Here is a 22,251-nt window from a genome sequence, read left to right as displayed (position 1 = left end):
GACGGTGCGCGCGTCTCGTGGGGCGTCGGCGGCACGGGCGGGATAGTGTGATGGTCACGCAGGCAGCCGGAACTCCCGGCACCCGCCCCTGCGTTGGTGGTCCAAGGAAAGACACCCCGCTTCCCGCGGGGAGATGCAGGTGCAAGGCCTGCCCAACGCTCCTCACGCCGCATCCCCCGTCCGCCGCAGGACGGGGGATGCGGCACGTTCCGGCAGGCCGCCGCGGTCAGCCGAGGTTCCCGGTACGGGCCGCCCGCCACAGGTCCACGCCGCCGTCGGTGGCGTACTTGTCGATCTCGGCCAGTTCCTCGTCGCTGAAGTCCGGCCGCTCGAGCGCGGCCACGTTCTGCTCCAGCTGTTCCACCCGCGAGGCGCCGATGACCAGCGAGGTGACGCGCTCGTCGCGCAGCGCCCAGGCGAGCGCCATCTGCGCGAGGCTCTGGCCGCGCCGGGCCGCGATGTCGTTGAGGGCGCGCAGCCGGCGCAGCATGTCCTCCGACAGCCACGCGGTGTCGAACGACGTGCCCCGCGCCGCCCGCGAGTCCTGCGGGACGCCGTCCAGGTAGCGCCCGGTCAGCAGGCCCTGGGCCAGGGCCGTGAAGCCGATGACTCCGAAACCCTCCTCCTGTGCCGCGTCCAGCAGGCCCTCGGTCTCGATCCACCGGTTGACCATGCTGTACGACGGCTGGTGGATCAGCAGCGGGGTGCCCAGGTCGCGGAGGATGGCGGCGGCCTGCCGGGACCGCTCGGCGTCGTAGGAGGAGATGCCCACGTACAGCGCCTTGCCCTGGCGGACGGCCGTGTCCAGGGCGCCCATCGTCTCCTCCAGCGGCGTGCTCGCGTCGAGCCGGTGGGAGTAGAAGATGTCGACGTGGTCGAGGCCCATCCGGCTCAGCGACTGGTCGAGCGAGGCCAGCAGGTACTTGCGGGAGCCGCCGCCCTGCCCGTACGGGCCGGGCCACATGTCCCAGCCCGCCTTGGTGGAGATGACCAGCTCGTCCCGGTACGGCGCGAGGTCCTGCCTCATCAGGCGACCGAAGTTGATCTCCGCGGAGCCGTAGGGCGGCCCGTAGTTGTTCGCCAGGTCGTGGTGGGTGATGCCGAGGTCGAAGGCGCGCAGCGCGATCTCGCGCTGGGTCTCGAACGGCCGGTCGTCGCCGAAGTTGTGCCAGTAGCCCAGGGACAGGACGGGCAGGTCGAGTCCCGAGCGGCCCGTGCGCCGGTAGCGCATGGTGCCGTCGTAGCGCGTGGGATCCGCGACGTAGGTCATCGAGTGTTCTCCGGGTGGTGCTGTCATGGGTCGTCCTGCCGTGGACGGCGGGACGACCCCCACCCTACGAGCCCGGCCGGACCGGCGGTGCGCACGGGGCGTGCCGCACAGGACGCCGGCAGGCCGGGGACCGCCGGGCACGTCCGGACCCCTGAGAACGCCGAGAAAACTCTTGGCTACGCATTTTCCCGGACACCTGTCCGGGCCACGCTCGTTGCCTAGCATGAGGTGATCACGCGAGGTTTCGAGCCGGGGAGGACGAGCATGCCGGTGGCCGGCCGCCCTGGTGCGGGGGCGCCGCGGCGGTGGGCCGTGGCCGGGCTGGTGGCCCTGCTGCTCCTGGCGGCCGGCGTGGTGGCCCTGGCCCGCGCCCGGCACCGCGCGGACGCGGGGGCGCAGGGACCGCCGCACACCACCGTCGAGGTCTCGCAGAGCCACTGCGGCCGCGGCTGGGACGCGGCGGAACCAGGCGTGCGGATCTTCGACCTGCACAACACCTCCGACCGGGCCGCCGAGGTCTATCTGGAGGCGCCCGGGACCCGCGCCGTGTACGGGGAGGTCGAGGGCATCGGACCGGGCACCACCCGGTCCCTGACGGTCCGCCTCGGACAGGGCGCCTACGCGTTCCGGTGCGTGCCCGAGGACGCCGACGCGGTCACGGGGCCCACCGTCCGCGTCGGCCGGGGCCGCGGCGGCCCGGCGGCGGCACCCGTCACCGAGCACGACCTGATCCCCCCGGCGATCGACTACCAGAAGTGGGTCGCCGGGGGACTGGCGGACACGCTGCGGCTGACCGGGCGGCTGCGCGACGCGATCGACCGCGGCGACCTCGGCGCGGCCCGCGCGGCCTGGCTGCCCGCGCACCTGCGGTACGAGCGCCTCGGCGGGGCCTACGACGCGTTCGGCGACGCGGACGCGCGGATCAACGGCACCGACGCCGGCCTGCCCGGCGGCGTCCACGACCCCTCGTTCACCGGCTTCCACCGGATCGAGTACGGGCTGTGGCACGGCGAGTCCGCACACGCGCTGCGCGCCCCGGCCACCGCCCTGGTCAAGGCCCTCACCGCGCTGCGCGACGACTGGGCGCAGGCCCGTATGGACCCGGCCCAGCTCGGTCTGCGAGCCCACGAGATCCTGGAGAACACCGTGCAGTTCGAGCTGACCGGCCGCACCGACTACGGCAGCGGAAGCAACCTCGCCACCGCCCGCGCCAACCTCGACGGCACCCGTGCCGTGCTGTCCCGGCTGCGCCCGCTGCTCGCTCCCCGCTACCCCGGTCTGCGGGACCTGGACCGGGAGATGGACCGTGCCCAGGCCCTGCTGGACAGCCTCCACCACGGGGATCGCTGGACTCCGCCGGCCGGGCTGAGCCGCAGTCGGCGGGAGAAGACCGACGCGGTCCTCGGCGACCTGGTGGAACGGCTGGCCTCCGTGGCCACCCTGTGCGATCCGCGGAGGACGGCGTGAGCCCCGGCGAGCGGACGCGCCCCGGCGCGCGGGACGAGCCGCCGGCAGCTCGTGTGGGACGGGCGGCGGCTCCGGGGGAGGGGGACGCGGACACCGGGGGAGTGGGGCGGCGCCGCTTCCTGCGCGGTGCGGCCCTGGCCGGTGCCGGACTGGCCACGGGCGGCGGAGCCGCCGTTGCGACCGGCTCCGCGGCCGGTGGGCTCGAACCGGGCCCGGTGCCCTCGGCCGTCGCCGCGTTCCACGGGCCGCGCCAGCAGTCGGTGCTCGCGGCCCCGCGTCGGTCGACCGCGTTCGTCGCCTTCGACGTCACCGCCGACGACCGCGCGGAGCTGACCGAACTGCTGCGCACGCTCACCGACCGCGCCCGGTTCCTCACCTCCGGCGGCATACCCGAGCCCGTCGGCATCACCGGTCCGCCCGCCGACTCCGGCGTTCTGGGCGGCCGGCTGCCCTCCGGCGCGCTGGCCGTGACCGTCGGCGTCGGCGCCGCGCTCTTCGACGACCGTTTCGGGCTCGGCACCCGCCGCCCGCGGCGCCTGACGGCCATGCCGTCCTTCCCGGACGACGATCTGCGGCCGGACTGGTGCCACGGCGACCTGAGCCTGCAGCTGCACGCCGACGAGCCCGACACGGTCCTGCACGCGCTGCGCGACATCGCCCGGCACACCCGCGGCGGGATGCAGGTCCGCTGGCGCCTGGACGGCTTCACCAGCCCGCCCCGCCCGTCGGGCACCCCGCGCAACCTGATGGGCTTCAAGGACGGCACCGCCAACCCCGACCCCACCGACCCCGGGGAGATGAACCGGCTGGTGTGGGTGGGGCCGGGCGGCGGGGAGCCGGACTGGGCGGTCGGCGGCAGCTACCAGGTGGTCCGGCTGATCCGGATGCTCGTGGAGTTCTGGGACCGGGTCTCCCTCGCCGAGCAGGAGCGCATGCTCGGCCGGGCCCGGGAGTCCGGGGCCCCGCTGGACGGGAACGCCGAGCAGGACACCCCGAACTTCGCGGACGACCCCAAGGGCGACGTCATCCCGCTGGACGCGCACATCCGCCGCGCCAACCCCCGCACCACCGCCACCGCCGACCAGCGACTCCTGCGCCGCGCCTACAACTACGACCGGGGCCTGGACACCAACGGCAACCTCGACATGGGCCTGCTGTTCTGCTGCTACCAGCAGGACCTCACCCGCCAGTTCGAGACCGTCCAGAAGCGCCTGGCGGGCGAGCCGCTCACCGACTACATCGAGCCGTTCGGCGGCGGCTACTTCTTCGCCCTGCCCGGCGTCCGCGACGAGAGCGACTGGTACGGCCGCACGCTGCTCGCCTGAACTCCCGGGCCTCCTCGGTCTCTTCACTCCTTTTCGGCCTTCCGGAGGGGTACGTTCGGCCAATTGGTCAATACACGGTCAAGAGTTGGCGCTGCCTTCCTGACCCGGTGTTCACTTCCACGCCATCATGGCTCCGCCACCGCGCCGCCCGCCCGGCGGAGCATCCCAGGCCGTACGACGCCAAGACGATCCTGCCCGGAAGGTGAAGCCGCATGGCCAGCAGGGGAAGACGAGCAACGATACGACGCCTCGGGGCGCTGGCCGGTGCCGCGGCGCTCACCGTCCTGGGCGCGGGAGCCCCCGGCCGGGCCGCCGTGCCCACCGGCCACCACGGTCACGGATCGACGGCCACGCCCATCAAGCACGTGGTCGTCCTCTTCGACGAGAACGTCTCCTTCGACCACTACTTCGCCACGTACCCGAAGGCCGCCAACACCGATGGCACGCGGTTCACGGCGTCGAGGAGAACCCCCAGAGACATCGACACCCTCGCCCACGCCGGGCTGCTGGAGCACAACCCCAACCAGTACGCGCCCCGGCGGCTCGGCCCGGCGCAGGCCGTGACCTGCGACCAGAACCACTCCTACGGGCCCGAGCAGTACGCCTACAACGGCGGCAGGGCCGACCAGTTCGTGCAGAACACCGAGGTCGACAAGTGCAGCGGCGGGCTGTTCGGCGAACCCGGCCTGGTCATGGACTACTTCGACGGCAACACCGTCACCGCGCTGTGGAACTACGCCCAGCACTACGCCCTCGGCGACCGTTCCTTCAGTTCCAACTACGGGCCGTCCACCCCCGGCGCCATCAACCTGGTCTCCGGCCAGACCCATGGGATCATCTCGGTCGATCCGGCCTCCGGCACGGAGAACCCCCGGCAGACCTCCACGCCCGACCCCTACACCGTCAAGTCGCCCGACGCCGACGGCGTGGGCACGATGGTCAACGACCCGGACCCGGGCTACGACGACTGCTCCGGCAAGAACCACACCAGCAGCAACGCCCTGGGCGTGATGACGGGCCGCAACATCGGCGATCTGCTCAACGACCGGCACGTCACCTGGGGTTGGTTCCAGGGCGGTTTCCGGCCCTCCACCGCGTGGAGCGGCAAGCAGGGCGAGTACGCCCGGTGCGACACCGCGCACGCCAACGTCGGCGGCGCCCAGGTCGTCGACTACAGCCCGCACCACAACCCGTTCGCCTACTACGAGTCGACGGCCAACCCGCACCACCTGCCCCCCGAGGACGTGGCCGAGATCGGCCACGACGGCCGGGCCAACCACAACTACGACCTCACCGACTTCTCCGCCGCGCTGAAGGCGGGCAAGCTGCCGTCCGTCAGCTTTGTCAAGGCGCCCTCCTACCAGGACGGCCACGCCGGGTACTCCGACCCGATCGACGAGCAGCACTTCCTCGTCGAGCAGATCAACGCGATCCAGAGTTCGCCGCAGTGGAGGTCCACCGCCGTCGTCATCGCCTACGACGACTCCGACGGCTGGTACGACCACGCCTTCGCCAAGGTGCGCAACGGCTCCACCGACACCTCGCTCGGTTCCAACGGCAAACCCACCGACAGCCCGGCCTGCCAGGCCGGCCCTCCCGCGTCCGGCGGCTACCTCGACCGCTGCGGTCCCGGCACGCGCCAGCCGCTGCTGGTGGTCTCGCCGTACAGCAAGGTCGACAAGGTCGACCACACGCAGACCGACCAGGCGTCGATCCTCCGCTTCATCGAGGACAACTGGCACACCGGGCGCATCGGTGACCACTCCTTCGACGCCACCGCGCGTCCCCTCACGGGGATGTTCGACTTCCGCCACCCCAACGGCAAGCGGCTGCTGCTGAACGCCGACGGCTCGGTGCGGTCGGTGGGCCCGATCCGTGACGTGGCGCCGGTCGCCACCTCCATCACCCCCGGCCCGGCCATGCAGAACACGGCCGCGACGACCGATGCCCCGTCCTTCCCGACGGTGCCGGTGGCCGTCGCGGCGGGTGGCCTGCTGGCCGCCGTTGTGTCGGGAACGTACCTCTCCCGGCGCCGCAGGAACCGGGGCGCGGCCTGAGATCCCCGGGTCCGGCAGGGGCCGCGCCCTCGGTGGCGGCCCCTGCCGCGTGCGGGGTCCCGAGTCAGGGCCGGAACGGCAGTGCCGCACAGTCGGCCGGGGCCGGCTTGCCCGCGAGGCGGTCGGTCAGCCAGGAGACGGCCGTGCCCTGGTCGGCGAGCAGCGGCGCGAAGTGGTTGAGCAGAGGGCTGATGAGGTTCGGCAGGACGACCGGCCGATAGGTGACGTCGGCGCCCTTGCGGCACCAGTCGACGGCGAGCTGCCGGGCCTGGGCGTGCGGGACGAGGTTGTCGCTGGTGCCGGTGGCCAGCCGCACCGGGCCGGCCGGTTTCAGCCTGCCGATGCGCTGGGTGTCGAGGAAGGCCCGCAGGGCGGGCGTGGAGCGGATGATGTCGCTGACGGACCGCCCGTCCGTCGTCCACCGGGTGCTCCTGGTGTAGCCGTGGTGGAGGACCGCGTCACCCACGCACATGGTCGACAGGTCCTTGAGGGCGGCCTTGCCGCGGGCGTTGAGATGCGCGTCGGCGATCGGCCCGAGCTCGGGGTCGGTCTGCAGGAAGCCGTTGAGGGACCAGCCGAGGGCGCCGGCCAGCTCACTGCCGTCGATGGCCTTGGTGACCTTGGTCAGGTCGGCGGGCGGCGCACCGGCGTAGGTGCCCACGAGGGGCACGTCGGGGGCGTAGGAGGGCTGGAGTTCGGCGGCGGCCGCGGTGGCGCCGCCGCCCTGGCTGTAGCCGAAGAGCCCGACGGGCGAGTCGGAGGTCACCGAAGCGCCGCGCACCGCGCGGGCGGCGCGGGCCGCGTCGAGGACGGCGTGGGCCTCGTCGACGCGGTCGACGTAGGTGTGCAGCCGGTCCGTGGTCCCCAGGCCGACGTAGTCGGTGATCATGACGGCGGCGCCTCTGGCGAGCAGCCGGTAGACGGACAGGTCCTCGTAACCGACCGACATCGTCCGGCCGTTGAAGGACACCGGGTGCTCCAGTGCCATGGAGGCCGCGCACTGGTCGCCCTGGCCCATGGTGCCGGGAGCGACGACGACCAGCGGGCGCGCGCCGGAACCCGGCCAGTGCGCCGTCGGCTCGATGTAGGCGCCGGTGACGGCGACCGGTCGGCCGCCGGCGTCGGTCGACTTGTACATCACCCGGGTGGCGCGGCCCGGCAGCGGGCCGTCGATGCCGGGCAGGCTGAGGGCGAGCGGGAGCGGCTCGCTGCGGATCAGGGTGCCGTCGGCGTTGGGCAGTCCGGTGGGCGGGGTGTAGAACGCCGGGATGGTGACGCCCCGGGACACCACGGGTGCGGACGCCGTGGCCGCGGTGGCCGGGGTGGCGGCGAGGGCCTGGGCGCCGAGGCACGAGGCAGCGGTGACCGCTGCGGCGAGCAGATGTCTGCGCGCGGGCATGGGGAACCTCCTGGGATGCGGCCGAGCAGGAGAGACCGCCTCGTGCCGGGACGGCGGACGACGGCCGGTCCGGGCACGAGGGCAGGACGGCGTGAGGCGGCACGGTCGTCCGCCGGCTTCCTCACGCGGAGGGGGAGTGAACTGACGAGACCGTACCCACCAGCCGTTACCGCGGGTACCGGCCGGTAGGTTACGGTTCAGTAATTTGACTCAGCGTCTAATAAAGGAGCGGTTTCCGTGACGGGACGTCGAATCCGGATCCGAACGCCCGCCGCTCACCAGGCCATTTCGTCGATCAGCAGGGACATGTCCGGTTCCGGGACCCGGCCCAGGGTCTGCTCCGCCCAGATCACCTTGCCGTGCGCCACATAGCGGGTGCCCCACCGGTCCGCGAACTGGGAGACCAGGAACAGCCCGCGGCCGCCCTCGTCGGTGGTGGCCGCGCGCCGCAGCCGGGGAGAGGTGTTGCTGCCGTCCGACACCTCGCAGACCAGGGTCCGGCCCAGCAAGATCCTGACCCGCACCGGCGGCGCACCGTAGCGGATCGCGTTGGTGAGGAGCTCGCTGAGGATCAGCTCCGTGGCGAACGACACCTCCTCCAGCTCCCAGTCCACCAGTCGGCGGCTCACCTCCGCGCGTACCCGGGAGACCGCGCCGGCCTCGAACGGCACGTCCCAGACCGCCACCCGGGACGGGTCCAGCAGCCGGCTCCGGGCCACGAGCAGGGCGACGTCGTCGCTGGGGTGCTGCGGCAGCATCGTGTCCATCACGGCCCGACAGGTCTCCTCCGGTGACAGGTCCGGATCGGCGACTGCCTCGCCGAGGATCCGCAGCCCCTGGTCGATGTCCCGTCTGCGGTCCTCGACCAGTCCGTCCGTGAACAGCACCAGCCTGCTGCCCTCCGGCAGCGCCAGCTCGCCCGCCTCGAAGGGATGCCCGCCCACCCCCAGCGGCGGCGACAGGGGCAGGTCCGGGAAGGTCACCCGGCCCGCGGGGTCCACCACGGCCGGGGCGACATGCCCGGCCCGGGCGACGGTGCAGTGCCCGCCCACCGGGTCGTAGATGGCGTACAGGCAGGTCGCACCGGTGACCCGCGAGCTCTCCGGGTCCGCCGCCTCCACCTGGGTGTCCAGACGCGCCACCATCTCGTCGAGATGCCCCAGCAGCTCCTCCGGGGGCAGGTCCAGCGAGGAGAAGTTCAGCACGGCCGTCCGCAGTCGGCCCATCGTCACCGCCGCGTGCAGCCCGTGACCCACCACGTCCCCGACCACGAGCGCCACCCGGAACCCCGGCAGCGGGATCACGTCGAACCAGTCGCCGCCCACACCCGACTGCGCCGGCAGATAGCGCCACGCCACCTCCAGCACGTCCTGCTCGGGCAGGTCCCGGGGCAGCAGGCTGCGCTGCAGGGTCACGGCCATCTCGTGCTCACGGGAGTAGCGGCGCGCGTTGTCGATCGCGACGGCCGCGCGGGCCACCAGCTCCTCGGCCACCGCGACGTCCTCCTCGTCGAACCGGGGCGACCCGGCCCCCCGCCAGAAGTTGACCATGCCCAGCACCACACCCCGTGCCCGCAGCGGCACCGTGATCAGCGAGTGAATGCCGGAGGCCAGCACCTGGCGCGCCCCCTCGGGATCCTGCGCCCGCCAGTCCCGGGCGGACTCCAGGCCCGCCACCAGCACGGCCTTCCCGCGGCGCAGCGCCGCCACCATCGGCGTGTCCGCCACCACGAACTGGATCGAGTCCCCGACCGGCTGCAACGGATCGCCCGGAAGCGAACCGTGCAGCGCGGTACGGCGCATCCGGTTCACGGCGCCCGTGGGCTCCTCGCCATGCAGCACCGCGTCCAGGAGCTCCACGGTGACGACGTCCGCCATCCGCGGGACCGCCACCTCGGCCAGCTCCTGCGCGGTGCGCCGCACATCCAGCGTCCGGCCGATCCGCACCCCGGCCTCGTACAGCAGCGTCAGGCGCCCCCGCGCCATCTCGGCCCGGCCGGACAACGCCTGCAACTCCGTGGTGTCCCGGAAGCTGGCCACCAGGCCCTGCGCGCCACCGTACGGCGCGGTGCGCCGCGTGTTGACCGCCAGCAGCCGGTCGCCGGCCGGGCACACCACGTCGGAGGCGGCCTCGCCCGACACCAGCAGCCGCGTCAGCTCCTCGCCCACCCCCAGCTCCGTGACATGCCGTCGGCCGGCGTCCGACGGCAGGCCCAGCAACCGTTGCGCCTCGTCGTTGGCGAGCAGCAGCCGGCCGTCGGCGCCGACGATCAGCACGCCCTCGCGCACCGCGTGCAGCACGGCGTCGTGGTGCTCGTACATCCGGGTCATCTCGGCCGGGCCGAGGCCGTGGGTCTGGCGGCGCAGCCGCCGGCTGACGAGGGCGGTGCCCCCGGTGGCCAGCGCCAGGGCGAGGGCCGCCGAACCCAGCACCATCGGCAGCTGCTGGTCCAGCAGATGCCCCACGTTCTCGATCTCGATCCCGGCCGTGACCACGCCGACCACGCGCCGGCTCGCGTCCATCACCGGTACCACCGCCCGCACGGCGTCGGCCGGCTTGCCGTGGAAGGTGTCGGTGAACGTCTCGCCCATCGCGGCCCGGCCGACGTCCTGCGCCGTGGTGCCGATCAGATGCTTCTGCGTGTCCGCGAGCCGCACGCCCCGCGGGTCCAGTACGGAGATGAAGTCGACGCCGGATCCGGCTTGCGCCTGCATGACCGAGGGCTGGAGCACCCTCGTCGGATCGGCTGACTGGAATGCCGCCACCGTGCCGGGCGCGTGCGCGAACGTCTCCGCGACGGCGAGCGACCGCTCCCTGGCGTTGTTCTCGCCGTCGTAGCGCGCCTGCAGCACCAGTGCGGTCGCGGCCGCGGCGATGAGCACCAGGACCACGATGACCTGGAGCAGGAACACCTGCGCCGCGAGCGTGCGCAGGCTCCAGGACGGCGAGAGGCGGCGTCCGGGGAACCGCCAGGGGCGGCGGGACGGATCAGCGGACCGCCGCCCGCCCGGCGGCGGTGCCGCTTTCGACCGGGACCGGCGGGTGCGTCCGATCATGTTCCCAGTTCTAACACCGCGCTTGACGCGGGGGCGACCCGGGAGGCTGCTGCTCCGCCCAGATCGTCTTGCCCGAGCTGGTGTACCGGGTGCCCCAGCGCTGGGCGACCTGGGCGACCAGGAACAGGCCGCGTCCGCCCTCGTCCGTGCCCAGTGCCCGCCTCATGTGCGGGGACGTGTTGCTGGCGTCGGAAACCTCGCAGATCAGGGCGCGCTCATGGATGAGACGCAGTCCGATCGGGCCGCACGCGTGCCGGATGGCGTTGGTGAGCAGCTCGCTGACGATCAGCTCCGTGGTGAAGACCATCTCGTCCAGCCCCCACCGGCACAGCTGCTCGGTGACGTTCTCCCGGGCCACGCGCACGGCCGAGGGGTCGGTGGGCACCTCCCAGGTGGCCACGCGGTCGGAGCTGAGGACGTGGGTGCGGGCGATGAGGAAGGCCACGTCGTCCCGCGGCCGGTCCGGCAGCAGCGTGCGGACCATGATGTCGCAGATCTCCTCCAGGGGGCGGTCCGGGTGGGCGAGGGTGAAGCACAGGCGCTCCATCCCCACGTCCACGTCCCGGTCCGACGCCTCGATCAGCCCGTCCGTGTAGAGGGCGATGACGCTGCCCTCCTCCACGGCCACCTCGGCCGACTCGAACGGCAGGCCGCCCAGTCCCAGCGGCGGGCCCGCGGGGATGTCGGGGAACTCCACGGGCTCGCTCAGATGGGCGATCGCGGGGCTCGGGTGCCCGGCACGCGCGACGACGATCTTGCGGGCGATCGGGTCGTACACCGCGTACACGCAGGTCGCTCCGATCACCCAGGGCTCCTTGGCCGCCGCCTCCGCTTCGTCGGACAGGCGGACGACCAGATCGTCGACGCGCGCCAGCAGCTCGTCCGGGGGCAGATCCAGGTCGGCCAGGGTCTGCACGGCGGCCCGCAGCCGGCCCATGCTGGCCGCCGCATGGAGCCCGTGGCCGACCACGTCGCCCACCACCAGCGCGACCCTGGCACCGGAGAGCGGGATCACGTCGAACCAGTCGCCGCCCACCCCGGACTCGGCGTCGGCCGGCAGATAGCGGTAGGCCACCTCGACGGCGCTGTGCTCGGGCAGGGCGAGCGGCAGCAGGCTCGTCTGGAGGGTGAGCGCCGCCTGGTGCTCGCGGGCGAAGCGCCGGGCGTTGTCCACACACATGGCGGCCCGCCCCACCAGGTCCTCGACCAAGAGCAGGTCGTCCACGTCGAACGGCTCGGGGTTCTTCCAGCGCAGCAGCGTGACCACGCCCATCGTGGTGCCGCGCGCCCGCAGGGGCACGACGAGATGCGTGTGCACACCGAGCCGGAACATCTTCTCCCAGCGCCGGGCGTCGTGGGCGAGCCAGGGCGTCCAGGTGCCGACGACCTCCCGCAGGGGTTTTCCGGTGGCCAGGCACCGCCTCTGGGGAGACAGGTCCGGGTACCGGGTGGGTTCGCCCACCCGGACGATCACCTCCGGCTGGTCCTCCTTGATCGACCGATGGACCACGCGCCGCAGCGTCTGCGCCCCGTACGGCGATTCGGCGTCCCGCACCTTCGTCGCGTGGACGGCGTCCAGGAGGTCGATGGCCACGAAGTCGGCGACCTGCGGGACGAGGACCTCCGCCAGCTCCTGCACCGTCCGGTCCAGGTCCAGGGTGGTTCCGATGTGATCGGTGGCGGCGTTGAGCAGCGTCAGCCGTTCGCGCGCCGGGTCCTGTCCGGTCAGGTCGAGAGCGGCGTAGCAGATGCCCAGCGTGCGGCCCGCACCGTCCCGCAGCGGAAAGAAGGAGCGCAGCCGGGAAGTTCCTTGTGCCTCTTTGTCCGACGCCGTGTGCCGGCCCGGGGTGTGTTCGAGGGTCACCTGGCACTTCCCGGAGAGCAGCACCTGCCTGGCCTGCCGGGTCACCACGGCGGACTCCCGCGCCGTGGCGACCAGGGCCCGCAGGGCGCTCTCGTCGCGGGCATCCGCCTCGGCCACCTCGGATCCGGCGTCTTCGCCGGGGTAGGGGACCTCGGCGGTGCCGTCGTCCATGGCGGCCAGCGCGCGGTTGACCCACCGGTAGCGCAGCTGGGTGTCCAGGACCGCGACCCCGAGCGGCGACTGTTCCAGCAGGGCGCGCGCCACCGCCTCGTACCTCTCGTGCCGGCGCTGCCGCGTCACGTCGCATCCGAGGACGAGCCAGTCGTCGCCGCCCGCACCGCTGAGCCTGCACACCCGCACGGCCAGCCGCACGGCCCGGCCCGAGCGGTGCCGGGCGGTGATCACTCCGGCCCAGGTGCGGTCGACGCCCCGCAGGAACTCCGTCACGGCGGTCACATCGCCCTGCATCAGCAGGGAGCCCGCCGGCCGGCGCAGCACCTCGCGGGCGGGGTGACCGACGAGTTCCTCGGCTCCCCGGCTCCAGTGGACGATCAGTCCCTCGGTGTCGATCACCGCCACGGCCGTGGAGGCGAAGTCGAACGGATCGCCCGGACCCGCACTGCTCGCCGCGCCGCTGACGCCCATGCCTTCATCCCCATCCACGGGCAGGACCCCCCACGGGACATTTTCCCATCGGGGACCGGGTCCCGCGCCCGGAGCGGCCAGGGCCTAGGGGTGGCCCAGGGGAGGGGACGCGGCCGAAAGGGCCCGCTACGCCTGCCGTCCCAGCGCGGCCAGCGCGTCGTCCGTGAGCCGGTAGACCGTCCACTCGTCCTGCGGACGGGCGCCCATCGCCTCGTAGAAGTCGATCGCCGGGCGGTTCCAGTTCAGGACCGACCACTCCAGGCGCTCGTAGCCGCGCGCCACGCAGAGGCGGGCGAGCTCCGTCAGCAGGGCCCGGCCGTGGCCGCCGCCGCGGGCCTCGGGACGGACGTACAGGTCCTCCAGGTAGATGCCGTGCACGCCCCGCCAGGTGGAGAAGTTGAGGAACCACAGGGCGAAGCCCACGACCTCGCCGTCCGGACCCTCCGCGACATGCGCGTAGGCCGCCGGGCGCGATCCGAACAGCGCCTCCGCGAGCTGCTCCGGCGTCGCCCGCGCCTCGTCGAGAGCCTTCTCGTACTCGGCCAGTTCGCGGATCAGGCAGTGGATGACGGGAACGTCTGCGGGGGTCGCGGCGCGGATCATGGGCGCAGTCTCACACACCCCGATCGCAGGGCCCCGGCCGGGTCTCCGGCCGGGACCGCGGGAGCGCCGTCGGGTGTCAGACCGCCGGCGCCGGGTAGGTCGGGTACTCCACCCCGGAGACGTACTGGACGACGCGGATGACCTGGCAGGAGTAGCCGAACTCGTTGTCGTACCACAGGTAGAGGATCGCGTTGTCGCCCTCGACCTTGGTGGCGCCGGCGTCGACGATCGAGGCGTGGCGCGAGCCGATGAAGTCGCTGGAGACCGCGTCGGGCGCCGTGATGAAGTCGATCTGGCGCTTGAGCGGCGAGGTCAGCGAGACCTCGCGGAGGTGGTCGAGGACCTCTTCGCGGGTGGTCTCGCGGGCCAGGTGCAGGTTGAGGATCGCGATGGAGACGTCCGGCACCGGGACGCGGATCGAACTGCCGGTGATCCTCGCCTTGAGGTCGGGCAGGGCCTTGGCGACCGCGGAGGCCGCGCCGGTCTCGGTGATGACCATGTTGAGCGGCGCGGACCGGCCACGGCGCTCGGACTTGTGGTAGTTGTCCAGCAGGTTCTGGTCGTTGGTGAACGAGTGGACGGTCTCCACATGGCCGCGCAGCACGCCGTACTCGTCGTCCATCGCCTTCAGCGGCGGCACGATCGCGTTGGTCGTGCAGGAGGCGCAGGACAGGATCCGCTCGTCCGGCTTGACGGTGTCGTGGTTGACGCCGTGCACGATGTTCGGCACGTCGCCCTTGCCGGGCGCGGTCAGGACGACCTTGTCGATGCCGGGGCGCAGGTGCTTGGACAGGCCCTCACGGTCACGCCACTTGCCGGTGTTGTCGATGAGGATGGCGTCCTTGATGCCGTACGCCGTGTAGTCCACCTGCGTCGGGTCGTCGGCGTAGATGACCTTGATCGCGTTGCCGTTGGCGACGATCGTGCTGGTGGCCTCGTCGACGGTGATCGTGCCCTGGAACTGGCCGTGGATGGAGTCGCGGCGCAGCAGCGAGGCGCGCTTGACGATGTCCTGCTCACCGCCGCCGCGCACCACGATGGCGCGCAGCCGCAGGCCGTTGCCGGAGCCGGCCTTCTCGATGAGCAGGCGGGCGACCAGGCGGCCGATGCGGCCGAAGCCGTACAGGACGACATCGCGTCCCGCGCCGCGCTCGATCTTGCCCTCGCCCGTGGCGCCGGCCACGGCCTCGGCGGTGAACCGCTCCACCGACAGCCCGCGGTCGTCGCTCCTGTACGTCGCGGCCAGCATGCCGATGTCGATCTGCGACGGCCCCAGGTCCAGCGAGGTCAGGGCGCGGAGGAAGGGGAGGGTCTCGGTGACCGAGAGCTCCTCGCCGGCGATCTGGCGGGCGAAGCGGTGGGTCTTGAGGATGCTCACCACCGACTTGTTCACCAGGGAGCGGCTGTGCAGCAGGACGGTGACGTCCCGCTCCCGGTGGAGCTTCCCGATCATCGGGATCATCGACTCCGCGATCTCCTCGCGGTTCTTCCAGTTGGTGAACGAGTCGTCGTTGACAGTCACAGATCTATCTTTCGAGCTAGGAGGCGCTCATATGCTAACCACAGGGCATGTTGATCACCCAAGCGGCGGTCGTCGCAGTCCCCTTCGCGTGCTATGTCCCTGTGTGGAACGGGCTGGAACGGGCTGAACGCTGATCGACGCGCCGGCTGCACGGCCGTCGAGGCCGCGCCGCCCCGACGCGTCACCCACCGGCCCGGCGTCAGCACCCGCCGGCGGCAGCCGCACCCGCACCGTTCACCCCACCGCCCCCGCACAGGAGGCGGCCCCGGGTGTGACATGTGAGCCTGGTGCGGGGACGGACGCTCCCGGAGCAGGGCGAACGCATGCCCGGGCCGCGCGCACGTCTCCCGTCAGGAGCCGGACCGTCGCCAGGAGAGGCCGAGCACATGAGCGTCCACACCAACGGCACCGCCCCCGTCGGTCAGCAGTCCGCGGGCACCGGTGAAGGAGCCGGCTTCGACGAGATCCACATCCTCTGGATCTCGGAAGGCATGAGCTGCGACGGCGACACCGTGTCCATCACCGCGTCGGACCAGCCCGCCATCGAGGACATCGTGCTGGGGCTCGTCCCCGGGCTGCCCAAGGTGAACCTGTACAACAAGGTGCTCTCGCCGAGCCTGGGCGGCGAGGACTTCCTCGCCCCCTACCGGGCCGCGGCCCGCGGCGACCTCGCGCCGTTCATCCTCGTCATCGAGGGCTCGATCCCCAACCAGAACATCATCGAGGGCACCGGCTACTGGACCTCCTTCGGCAACGATCCCGACACCGGAGAGCCGCTCACCCTCAACTGGTGGCTCGACCAGCTCGCGCCGAAGGCCTGGGCGGTCGTCGCGGCCGGCACCTGTGCGGCGTACGGCGGCATCCACGCCATGGCCGGCAACGCCACCGGCAGCATGGGCCTCGCCGACTACCTGGGCTGGGACTACACCTCCCAGGGCGGCCTGCCCATCGTCAACGTGCCCGGCTGCCCGGTCCAGCCCGAGAACTTCATGGAGACCCTGACCTGGGTGCTCTATCACGCCGCGGGCTCGGCGCCGCCCCCGCCGCTGGACGAGATGCTGCGCCCGCAGTGGCTGTTCGGCAAGACCGTGCACGAGGGCTGCGACCGGGCGGCCTACTACGAGCAGGCCGACTTCGCCAGGGACTACAACTCGCCCAAGTGCCAGGTGAAGGTGGGTTGCTGGGGCCCGGTGGTGAACTGCAACGTGCCCAAACGCGGCTGGATGGGCGGCGTCGGCGGCTGCCCCAATGTCGGCGGCATCTGCATCGGGTGCACCATGCCCGCCTTCCCCGACGCCTTCATGCCCTTCATGGACGAGCCCACGGGCGGCAGCCTGTCCTCCGTCCTCATCAAGCCGTACGGCGCCGTCATCCGGCGGCTGCGCGGCATCACCAGCATGGCCGTCAACAAGGAACCGAGGTGGCGCCACAACAAGGAGAAGCTGACCAGCGGCTACGACCCGCACTGGCGAGCCTGACACGGCGCGGACGACCCGAGGCGAACCCGGCGGACCGAGGAGCCCGGGCGGAACGAGCAGCTCGAACAGACCGAGGAGCGGACCATGGGCAGGATCAGAGTGGGCAGACGCCACGTGCGGCCCGACACCGCGCGACACGTACGCGGACTGCACCAGGGCAACGCCGGCCCCTACGACTGTCAGCAGGGACACCACGAGGACGGCACCGCCGACGCCCGGCGGTCCACCGGCATCCACTGGAAGAAGCACGACGCGATCACCAGGACCATGCCGAACATCTCGCCCGGGTGACGCGTCACCGGGCGGACACCGGGAACGGCATGCACGGACGGCAGCGGCCGGGCAAGGAGCAGGGAGCAGGGATGACAGGGAAACAGGTGCTCATCGCGGAGGCCGTGGTGCTCGGCGGGCTGACGCTCGCCCTGCTGGCCAAGGAGCTTCCCGGGGCCATGCGCGAGGTCAGGATCTGGCGGATGGTCGGTCTCCGCTCCGGCGGGCGGCATCCGCGCTGACCGCGTCGGGACGTGAGCCGGAACGGACGGAACTCAGGACAGGGCGAAGTACCTGAGCCAGACGTAGAGCAGTGACAGGGCGACCGTCACCGCCGTCACGACCAGGCCGTACTTGGTGAACTGCCAGAAGGAGATCGGCTGCCGGTTGCGCTCCGCGATGCCGAGGACCACGACGTTCGCCGAGGCGCCGATGGCGGTGGCGTTGCCGCCCAGGTCGGCCCCGATGGCCAGCGCCCACCACAGCACATGGTCGCCGCCACCGCCCATGTGGTGCACCAGGTCCTCGGTGATGGGCGCCATCGTGGCCACGTACGGGATGTTGTCGACGACTCCTGACAGCACCGCGGAGGCGCCGAGCAGCGTCATCGCCCCGCCCAGTTCGTTCCCGCCGATGACACCGGCGAGCGCCTGGGAGATCAGGTCGACGACGCCCGTTTCGATCAGGCCGCCGATCATGATGAACAGCCCGCCGAAGAAGGCCAGCGTCGGCCACTCCACCTCGGCCAGGACGTCGCCCGTCTCCACCGCGGACACCGCCACGAGCAGCCCGGCGCCGAGCAACGCCACGACGCTCGGGGCGTAGTGCAGTACCGGGTGCAGCACGAACCCCGTCACGACCAGGCCGAGTACGACGAGCCCCTGGGCCAGCATCCGCGGGTCGCGGATCGCCTCGCGCTCCTCCAGCGCCATGATCTCCGCGGCGCGGTCCTCGTCGAAATGGAGCGCGGAGCGGAACATGAACCGGCACAGCCCGAGCAGGACCACGACGAGCACCACGACCAGCGGCCCGAGATGGACGAGGAAGTCGTTGAAGGTCAGTCCGGCGCGGCTGGCGATGATGATGTTCGGCGGGTCACCGACCAGCGTGGCGGTGCCGCCGATGTTCGACGCCATCACCTCCGCGATCAGGAACGGCGCCGAGGGCACCGCCAGCCGCTCGCACACCAGCAGGGTCACCGGGGCGATCAGCAGCACCGTGGTGACGTTGTCGAGCAGCGCCGACGTCACCGCCGTGATCACCACCAGCATGGCCATGACCCGGAACGGCTGCGCGCGGGCCCGCTTGACCGCCCAGATCGCCAGGTACTCGAACATGCCGGTCTTCTTCAGCACGCCGACGATCACCATCATGCCCATGAGCAGGAAGATGACGTTCCAGTCGACCCCGCTGTCCTCGGAGTAGAACGCCGACACGTCGTCGGTCGCGCCGATGGCCAGCATCAGGCCCGCCCCGCCGAGTGCGACGGCGACGCGGTGGATCTTCTCGCTGATGATGAGGGCGTAGGCGCCCACGAAGACGGCGACGGCCGCCCAGCTGTGCCAGTCGTTCACGGTGCTCCGGTCGGTGGACGGACGTGGTCGGGGGAGACGTGTCCCCTGCTCGCCGACCAGACTTCCCGGCACACCGGGAAGAACCTTACCCGTCCTTGACGCCGCTGTGGCAGATCCCTGATCCGTCCACGGGTATGCGGCGCGCACCCGGCAGGACGGGGGCCGACCCCGGACGGCAGCTCATGACGCGGCGCGCAGCAGCCGCTCCAGCAGGTCCGAGGCGGTGATCACCCCGAGCAGCCGCACGCCCGCCTCGTCGCTGTCGACGACCGCGACGAGGGGACTGCGCACCCGCGCCATCAGCGCGGCCACCTCCAGCGCGGTGTCGTCCGGGGCGGCCACCGGCGGCTCGGGCACCGACGGCGACAGACAGTCACGCACCGTGCGGCCCCTCAGAGCCTGGCAGAGCCGGTCGGCGTGGCTCTCGTCGACCACCGCGGCGAGCGTCGGGTCCTCCATGACGTACGCCGGCACCACGGCCTTGATCATCTGAGAGGCCGGCAGGATCGCCTTGGGCGCGCCCTCCTGGTCCAGCACGAGCAGCGCGGGCAGCCGGTGTTCGGCCATCAGCCGCGCGGCCTCGGTCGCGTCGGTGTCGACACCGACCGTCTCGTACTCGACCGCCAGGTCACGTGCCCGCACGAGTCGCCCTCCCTTCTCGTCCACGTCCGCTGTCGCCTCGCAGCGCCATTGTGACGCACCCGCCGTGAGCTGCCCGTCCGATGCGCCGGTGGCCGCGGGCCGGGTCGCCGCCTTGGCGGGTCGGTGCCGCGGCGGTACGGCCTTCCGGGTGAACCGGGGATGCGGGTGGGATACGGCCCGCCTAGCGTCGAGAACGCACACCGGCGGGGGTGATCGGGAGGAAGCGGACATGGGCCGCAGCAGACGGACCGCGCACGGAACCGGTGACGCCGACAGCACCGAGGACGTCCAGGAGGACGTCCGGCCGGATCCGGAGCCCCGCATACCCGGCGTGGCGGAACGGCTGTGGTCCGCGGACGGGACCATACCCAGGGCGCGCGGACTGCGGCTGCGTCTGGCACGGGCCGACCTCGCGTCCGTCCTGGTGGCGAGCTTCCTGGTGTCGCTGGGACTGGCGCTGTGCGCGGCCGTCACCCTGCCGCCCGTGTGGATCCTGCTCGCCCTGCTGGGCCGCGACCCGTGGCCGTCCCCCGGCTGGGCCCTCGGACTGGGCATCTGCGCGGTCGTGCTCACCACCGCGTCCGCCACGCTTGGCGGCCTCCTCTACAACGTCTCGGGCCGATGCGCCGGCGGGGTCGAGCTGACCCTGACCGAGGACGCCCCGGCCGTGGCGGCGTCCGCGCCGGAACCGCGACCGGAACAGGCGGAGCGGGCGACGAGCACGGCTCGGCCCATGAGCGGGAGCGGTTCACCCGGGCCGCCGCTGTGAGGGTTGCCGGGCGTCGGGGCCCGGACCGCCGGGATCGGGCTGCGGGGCGTCCCAGCCGGCGGAGCCCGTCGCACCGGCCAGCCCCATGCTTCCCGCGCCGATCAGCGCCACGCCGATCACCTCCGGCAGCACCCGGACCCCGAGCCCGATGTACTCCTCGAACAGCGCCCAGCCCAGCGCCACGCTGGTCACCGCGTCCCCCAGGGTCAGCGCGTGTTGCGACGCGGTGAGGCTGCCTGCCCGGAACGCGCTCTGCAACAGCAAAAAGCTCAGTCCCCCGACGACGATCGTGGCGTACGGCGGCCACTGCGTGAGCAACGCGCCGAGGCCCTGGTCGAACCGCCCGGTGACCTCCTTCAGCAAAGCTGCCGTGGCCGCGAACGACACCGCGGACGCCAGCCCCAGCAGGGCGGCCCGAGGAGCGCCCCGCACCAGCCGGGACGCCACGAGCAGCGCCACCACCAGGGCCAGCAGCGCCGCGCCCACCGGGAGCCAGAGTTCCGGCGGGGCGGTGGACGTGCCCTCCGGGGGCGAGGCCGCGCCGAGGAAGAGGGCCAGGCCGACGGCGAGAGCGGCGAACGCCAGCCAGGTCCGCCGGTCCGGACGACGGCGGAAGACGAGGCTGCCCACGGCGAGGGTGAACAGCAGCTCGGTGGCCAGCAGCGGCTGCACCACGGAGAGACTGCCCACGGACAGCGCCGCCGCCTGCAGCACGGTGGACACCGCCAGCAGGCCGGCACCCGCGAGCCAGTACGGGCGCCGCAGCACACGGACCAGCCACCGCATCGCCTGCCGCGCCCCGGACCCGCCCCCGGACTCGTCCGTAGCGGCCCGCCGCTGGAGCACGGAGGCCGTTGCGTTGGACAGCGCCGCCAGCAGGGTGAGCACGATGGTGAGGGGGCTCACCGGCAGTCGTCCGGCCTCGGTGGCGGGCCGGCGGGCGAGCCCGCCGCGGTGACGGCCGGGGAGCCGGAGGGGACGTGGGACACGGTGGCGTTCCTGGGCGGCGACGGCGAACGCCGGGAGGAGGCGGCAGGTGCCGCTGCCACCCGGGTCCGGACGGGCTGGGCCGTCACGGAGTATCCCGCCGACCACGTCACCAAACGCACGAGCACACCTACTCCTCCCGGGGCAGCCAGTGGTGATCGCAGAACCAGCGCCCGAGCATCGAGCTGCCGTACACGACGAAGCCGACCCCGGTGAGCCAGGACTCCACGACCAGCACGATGCCGACCGTGCCGTAGCTGAGCGCGTTCTCGACGATGAGCGGGGTGAAGACCAGATAGGAGAAGTAGCGCAGGCCGCCCAGGCCCACCATGGTCGCGAGCGCGCCGGGCAGCAGCCTGCGCCACTGGACCTGGCCGCCCAGGAGGAAGTGCTGGCCCCACCAGAAGAACAGCGCGCCGGTGGACGCGGACAGGGTGATGCGCGGCCAGCCGTGGAACGCGTGTCCGGTCAGCACCTCCTGGTAGAGGTACGCGCTCAACGCGGCCAGCCACGTCGCCTGGCGCCACACGCGGTGCCACGGGCCGGGCGGCAGGCCCCAGATCCGTTCGTAGCCGTTCTGGACGCTGCCGGCGAAGGAGATGCCGAACACCGCGAGCAGGAGTCCGCCCCAGACGCTGGTGGTGCCGATCACCTTGACCGGGGGACTGATGATGTCGGAGAGGACGCGCGCGGACCGGCCGGACAGGCCCATGCCGTCGACCAGCCATTGCGCGAAGCCGCCCTCGCCGAGGGGGTCGGCGGCGGCGATGACGATGAGCAGGGGCGCCAGGGTCACCAGGGAGAGGGTGGCGAACCCCATCGCCCGGTGCATCAGCTCCAGATCGCGTCCGCGCCGGACCAGGGCCAGCGCGGCGAGCCGCTGCTCCAGGTCGAGCACCGCCTGCCGCAACCGCGGGAAGTGACGCTTCACGCCCGCCATCCTGCCCACATGGACGGCCGCCCGCCGCCCGAAACCTCCGTCTGCTCCCCACCGTCCCGGTTACCCGGCCCCCGCCGGATACTCCGTGACCACCTGGGACTGTCTGGGATCGTTGTTGGTGGAGGTGCCGGCGGCGAGGGCGGAGGTGAGGGCGAGCAGCGCGAAGACGAGGGCGGCCAGGAGCAACCCATGGCGCCGCCGTTCCGCTCTCGGCCGGGGCGCGGTGATCTGCTCGAACGTCGCCAGCTTCTCCGCCAGGAGGGGATCCTCGGCCGCCAGCCGCTTCTCGATCCGCGCGAGTTCGCGCTCGTAGTTCACGTTCACGGAGGACTCCTTCGAATCCGGCGGTAGCGCCCCGCGACGATCGGCCGGCGCACGCGACG

At 72.4% G+C, this 22,251-nt stretch carries 18 protein-coding genes; 7 read left to right on the top strand and 11 right to left on the bottom strand.

Annotated elements, in window-relative coordinates; translation table 11 throughout:
• Positions 1-226 precede the first annotated feature (226 nt).
• On the bottom strand, positions 227-1,270 hold the full coding sequence (gene mgrA, locus ACWDUZ_RS00175; protein ID WP_451629801.1) for an L-glyceraldehyde 3-phosphate reductase: 1,044 nt from the start codon (positions 1,268-1,270) through the stop codon (positions 227-229).
• A 264-nt stretch (positions 1,271-1,534) separates the two neighbouring features.
• Between mgrA and ACWDUZ_RS00170 the strand changes: the two genes are divergently transcribed.
• The 3 genes from ACWDUZ_RS00170 to ACWDUZ_RS00160 all read left to right on the top strand — a co-directional run bounded on the left by ACWDUZ_RS00170 (position 1,535) and on the right by ACWDUZ_RS00160 (position 6,119).
• The gene (locus tag ACWDUZ_RS00170; RefSeq protein ID WP_451629461.1) at positions 1,535-2,737 is read left to right on the top strand and encodes an EfeM/EfeO family lipoprotein; all 1,203 of its coding nucleotides are present in this window, start codon (positions 1,535-1,537) and stop codon (positions 2,735-2,737) included.
• A 101-nt stretch (positions 2,738-2,838) separates the two neighbouring features.
• Positions 2,839-4,062 carry an iron uptake transporter deferrochelatase/peroxidase subunit gene (efeB, locus tag ACWDUZ_RS00165; RefSeq protein ID WP_451629800.1) on the top strand — a complete coding sequence of 408 codons (1,224 nt, stop codon included), beginning with the start codon at positions 2,839-2,841 and terminating at the stop codon, positions 4,060-4,062.
• Between the two features lie 212 nt (positions 4,063-4,274).
• Positions 4,275-6,119 carry a phospholipase C gene (locus ACWDUZ_RS00160; protein WP_451629460.1) on the top strand — a complete coding sequence of 615 codons (1,845 nt, stop codon included), beginning with the start codon at positions 4,275-4,277 and terminating at the stop codon, positions 6,117-6,119.
• A 64-nt stretch (positions 6,120-6,183) separates the two neighbouring features.
• On the opposite strand, the gene ACWDUZ_RS00155 is transcribed toward ACWDUZ_RS00160, so the two are convergent.
• From ACWDUZ_RS00155 to ACWDUZ_RS00135, 5 genes are all read right to left on the bottom strand, one after another.
• Entirely contained in the window at positions 6,184-7,518 is a 1,335-nt protein-coding gene (locus ACWDUZ_RS00155) for a lipase family protein (RefSeq protein ID WP_451629459.1), read from the bottom strand.
• 275 nt (positions 7,519-7,793) lie between these two features.
• Positions 7,794-10,574 carry a SpoIIE family protein phosphatase gene (locus ACWDUZ_RS00150; protein ID WP_451629458.1) on the bottom strand — a complete coding sequence of 927 codons (2,781 nt, stop codon included), beginning with the start codon at positions 10,572-10,574 and terminating at the stop codon, positions 7,794-7,796.
• Between the two features lie 10 nt (positions 10,575-10,584).
• Positions 10,585-13,101, bottom strand: a complete 2,517-nt coding sequence (locus ACWDUZ_RS00145) for a SpoIIE family protein phosphatase (protein WP_451629457.1) — start codon at positions 13,099-13,101, stop codon at positions 10,585-10,587.
• Positions 13,102-13,209: 108 nt separating this feature from the next.
• Positions 13,210-13,686, bottom strand: a complete 477-nt coding sequence (locus tag ACWDUZ_RS00140; RefSeq protein WP_451629456.1) for an N-acetyltransferase family protein — start codon at positions 13,684-13,686, stop codon at positions 13,210-13,212.
• A 76-nt stretch (positions 13,687-13,762) separates the two neighbouring features.
• The gene (locus ACWDUZ_RS00135) at positions 13,763-15,208 is read right to left on the bottom strand and encodes a glyceraldehyde-3-phosphate dehydrogenase (protein ID WP_451629455.1); all 1,446 of its coding nucleotides are present in this window, start codon (positions 15,206-15,208) and stop codon (positions 13,763-13,765) included.
• A gap of 386 nt (positions 15,209-15,594) precedes the next feature.
• Here ACWDUZ_RS00135 and ACWDUZ_RS00130 point away from each other — a divergent pair, with 386 nt between their 5' ends.
• The 3 genes from ACWDUZ_RS00130 (at position 15,595) to ACWDUZ_RS00120 (ending at position 17,198) form a co-directional block, all read left to right on the top strand.
• Positions 15,595-16,686: an NADH-quinone oxidoreductase subunit B family protein gene (locus ACWDUZ_RS00130; RefSeq protein ID WP_451629454.1), complete on the top strand. Its 1,092-nt coding sequence runs from the start codon at positions 15,595-15,597 to the stop codon at positions 16,684-16,686.
• Between the two features lie 84 nt (positions 16,687-16,770).
• Positions 16,771-16,977 (top strand): hypothetical protein, encoded by a 207-nt coding sequence (locus ACWDUZ_RS00125; RefSeq protein WP_451629453.1) that lies wholly within the window; start codon positions 16,771-16,773, stop codon positions 16,975-16,977.
• Positions 16,978-17,048: 71 nt separating this feature from the next.
• The gene (locus ACWDUZ_RS00120; RefSeq protein WP_451629452.1) at positions 17,049-17,198 is read left to right on the top strand and encodes a hypothetical protein; all 150 of its coding nucleotides are present in this window, start codon (positions 17,049-17,051) and stop codon (positions 17,196-17,198) included.
• 33 nt (positions 17,199-17,231) lie between these two features.
• Here ACWDUZ_RS00120 and ACWDUZ_RS00115 read toward each other — a convergent pair whose 3' ends face one another.
• Together ACWDUZ_RS00115 and ACWDUZ_RS00110 are read right to left on the bottom strand one after the other, a co-directional pair.
• Entirely contained in the window at positions 17,232-18,530 is a 1,299-nt protein-coding gene (locus ACWDUZ_RS00115) for an SLC13 family permease (RefSeq protein WP_451629451.1), read from the bottom strand.
• Between the two features lie 180 nt (positions 18,531-18,710).
• On the bottom strand, positions 18,711-19,172 hold the full coding sequence (locus tag ACWDUZ_RS00110) for a CBS domain-containing protein (RefSeq protein ID WP_451629450.1): 462 nt from the start codon (positions 19,170-19,172) through the stop codon (positions 18,711-18,713).
• Between the two features lie 229 nt (positions 19,173-19,401).
• Here ACWDUZ_RS00110 and ACWDUZ_RS00105 point away from each other — a divergent pair, with 229 nt between their 5' ends.
• Positions 19,402-19,941 carry a DUF3566 domain-containing protein gene (locus ACWDUZ_RS00105; RefSeq protein ID WP_451629449.1) on the top strand — a complete coding sequence of 180 codons (540 nt, stop codon included), beginning with the start codon at positions 19,402-19,404 and terminating at the stop codon, positions 19,939-19,941.
• On the opposite strand, the gene ACWDUZ_RS00100 is transcribed toward ACWDUZ_RS00105, so the two are convergent.
• The 3 genes from ACWDUZ_RS00100 to ACWDUZ_RS00090 all read right to left on the bottom strand — a co-directional run bounded on the left by ACWDUZ_RS00100 (position 19,921) and on the right by ACWDUZ_RS00090 (position 22,192).
• Positions 19,921-20,847 (bottom strand): DMT family transporter, encoded by a 927-nt coding sequence (locus ACWDUZ_RS00100; protein ID WP_451629448.1) that lies wholly within the window; start codon positions 20,845-20,847, stop codon positions 19,921-19,923. The genes ACWDUZ_RS00105 and ACWDUZ_RS00100 overlap by 21 nt on opposite strands.
• Positions 20,848-21,058: 211 nt before the next feature.
• A complete protein-coding gene (locus tag ACWDUZ_RS00095; RefSeq protein WP_451629447.1) occupies positions 21,059-21,868 on the bottom strand; it encodes a ribonuclease BN in 810 nt (269 codons plus the stop codon).
• Between the two features lie 60 nt (positions 21,869-21,928).
• The gene (locus tag ACWDUZ_RS00090; protein WP_451629446.1) at positions 21,929-22,192 is read right to left on the bottom strand and encodes a DUF3040 domain-containing protein; all 264 of its coding nucleotides are present in this window, start codon (positions 22,190-22,192) and stop codon (positions 21,929-21,931) included.
• Positions 22,193-22,251: the final 59 nt, after the last annotated feature.

Source organism: Streptomyces sp. NPDC003393 (assembly GCF_053589015.1).
This window is presented reverse-complemented; position numbering and strand designations above follow the sequence as displayed.

What these genes read in the sequence shown, in the direction of transcription:
- ACWDUZ_RS00130 (WP_451629454.1), top strand. Translation starts at nt 15,595, where the DNA reads ATGAGCGTCCACACCAACGGCACCGCCCCCGTCGGTCAGCAGTCCGCG.
- ACWDUZ_RS00140 (WP_451629456.1), bottom strand. Translation starts at nt 13,686, where the DNA reads ATGATCCGCGCCGCGACCCCCGCAGACGTTCCCGTCATCCACTGCCTG.
- ACWDUZ_RS00120 (WP_451629452.1), top strand. Translation starts at nt 17,049, where the DNA reads ATGACAGGGAAACAGGTGCTCATCGCGGAGGCCGTGGTGCTCGGCGGG.
- ACWDUZ_RS00170 (WP_451629461.1), top strand. Translation starts at nt 1,535, where the DNA reads ATGCCGGTGGCCGGCCGCCCTGGTGCGGGGGCGCCGCGGCGGTGGGCC.
- ACWDUZ_RS00095 (WP_451629447.1), bottom strand. Translation starts at nt 21,868, where the DNA reads ATGGCGGGCGTGAAGCGTCACTTCCCGCGGTTGCGGCAGGCGGTGCTC.
- ACWDUZ_RS00105 (WP_451629449.1), top strand. Translation starts at nt 19,402, where the DNA reads ATGGGCCGCAGCAGACGGACCGCGCACGGAACCGGTGACGCCGACAGC.
- ACWDUZ_RS00160 (WP_451629460.1), top strand. Translation starts at nt 4,275, where the DNA reads ATGGCCAGCAGGGGAAGACGAGCAACGATACGACGCCTCGGGGCGCTG.
- ACWDUZ_RS00150 (WP_451629458.1), bottom strand. Translation starts at nt 10,574, where the DNA reads ATGATCGGACGCACCCGCCGGTCCCGGTCGAAAGCGGCACCGCCGCCG.
- mgrA (WP_451629801.1), bottom strand. Translation starts at nt 1,270, where the DNA reads ATGACCTACGTCGCGGATCCCACGCGCTACGACGGCACCATGCGCTAC.
- ACWDUZ_RS00125 (WP_451629453.1), top strand. Translation starts at nt 16,771, where the DNA reads ATGGGCAGGATCAGAGTGGGCAGACGCCACGTGCGGCCCGACACCGCG.
- ACWDUZ_RS00155 (WP_451629459.1), bottom strand. Translation starts at nt 7,518, where the DNA reads ATGCCCGCGCGCAGACATCTGCTCGCCGCAGCGGTCACCGCTGCCTCG.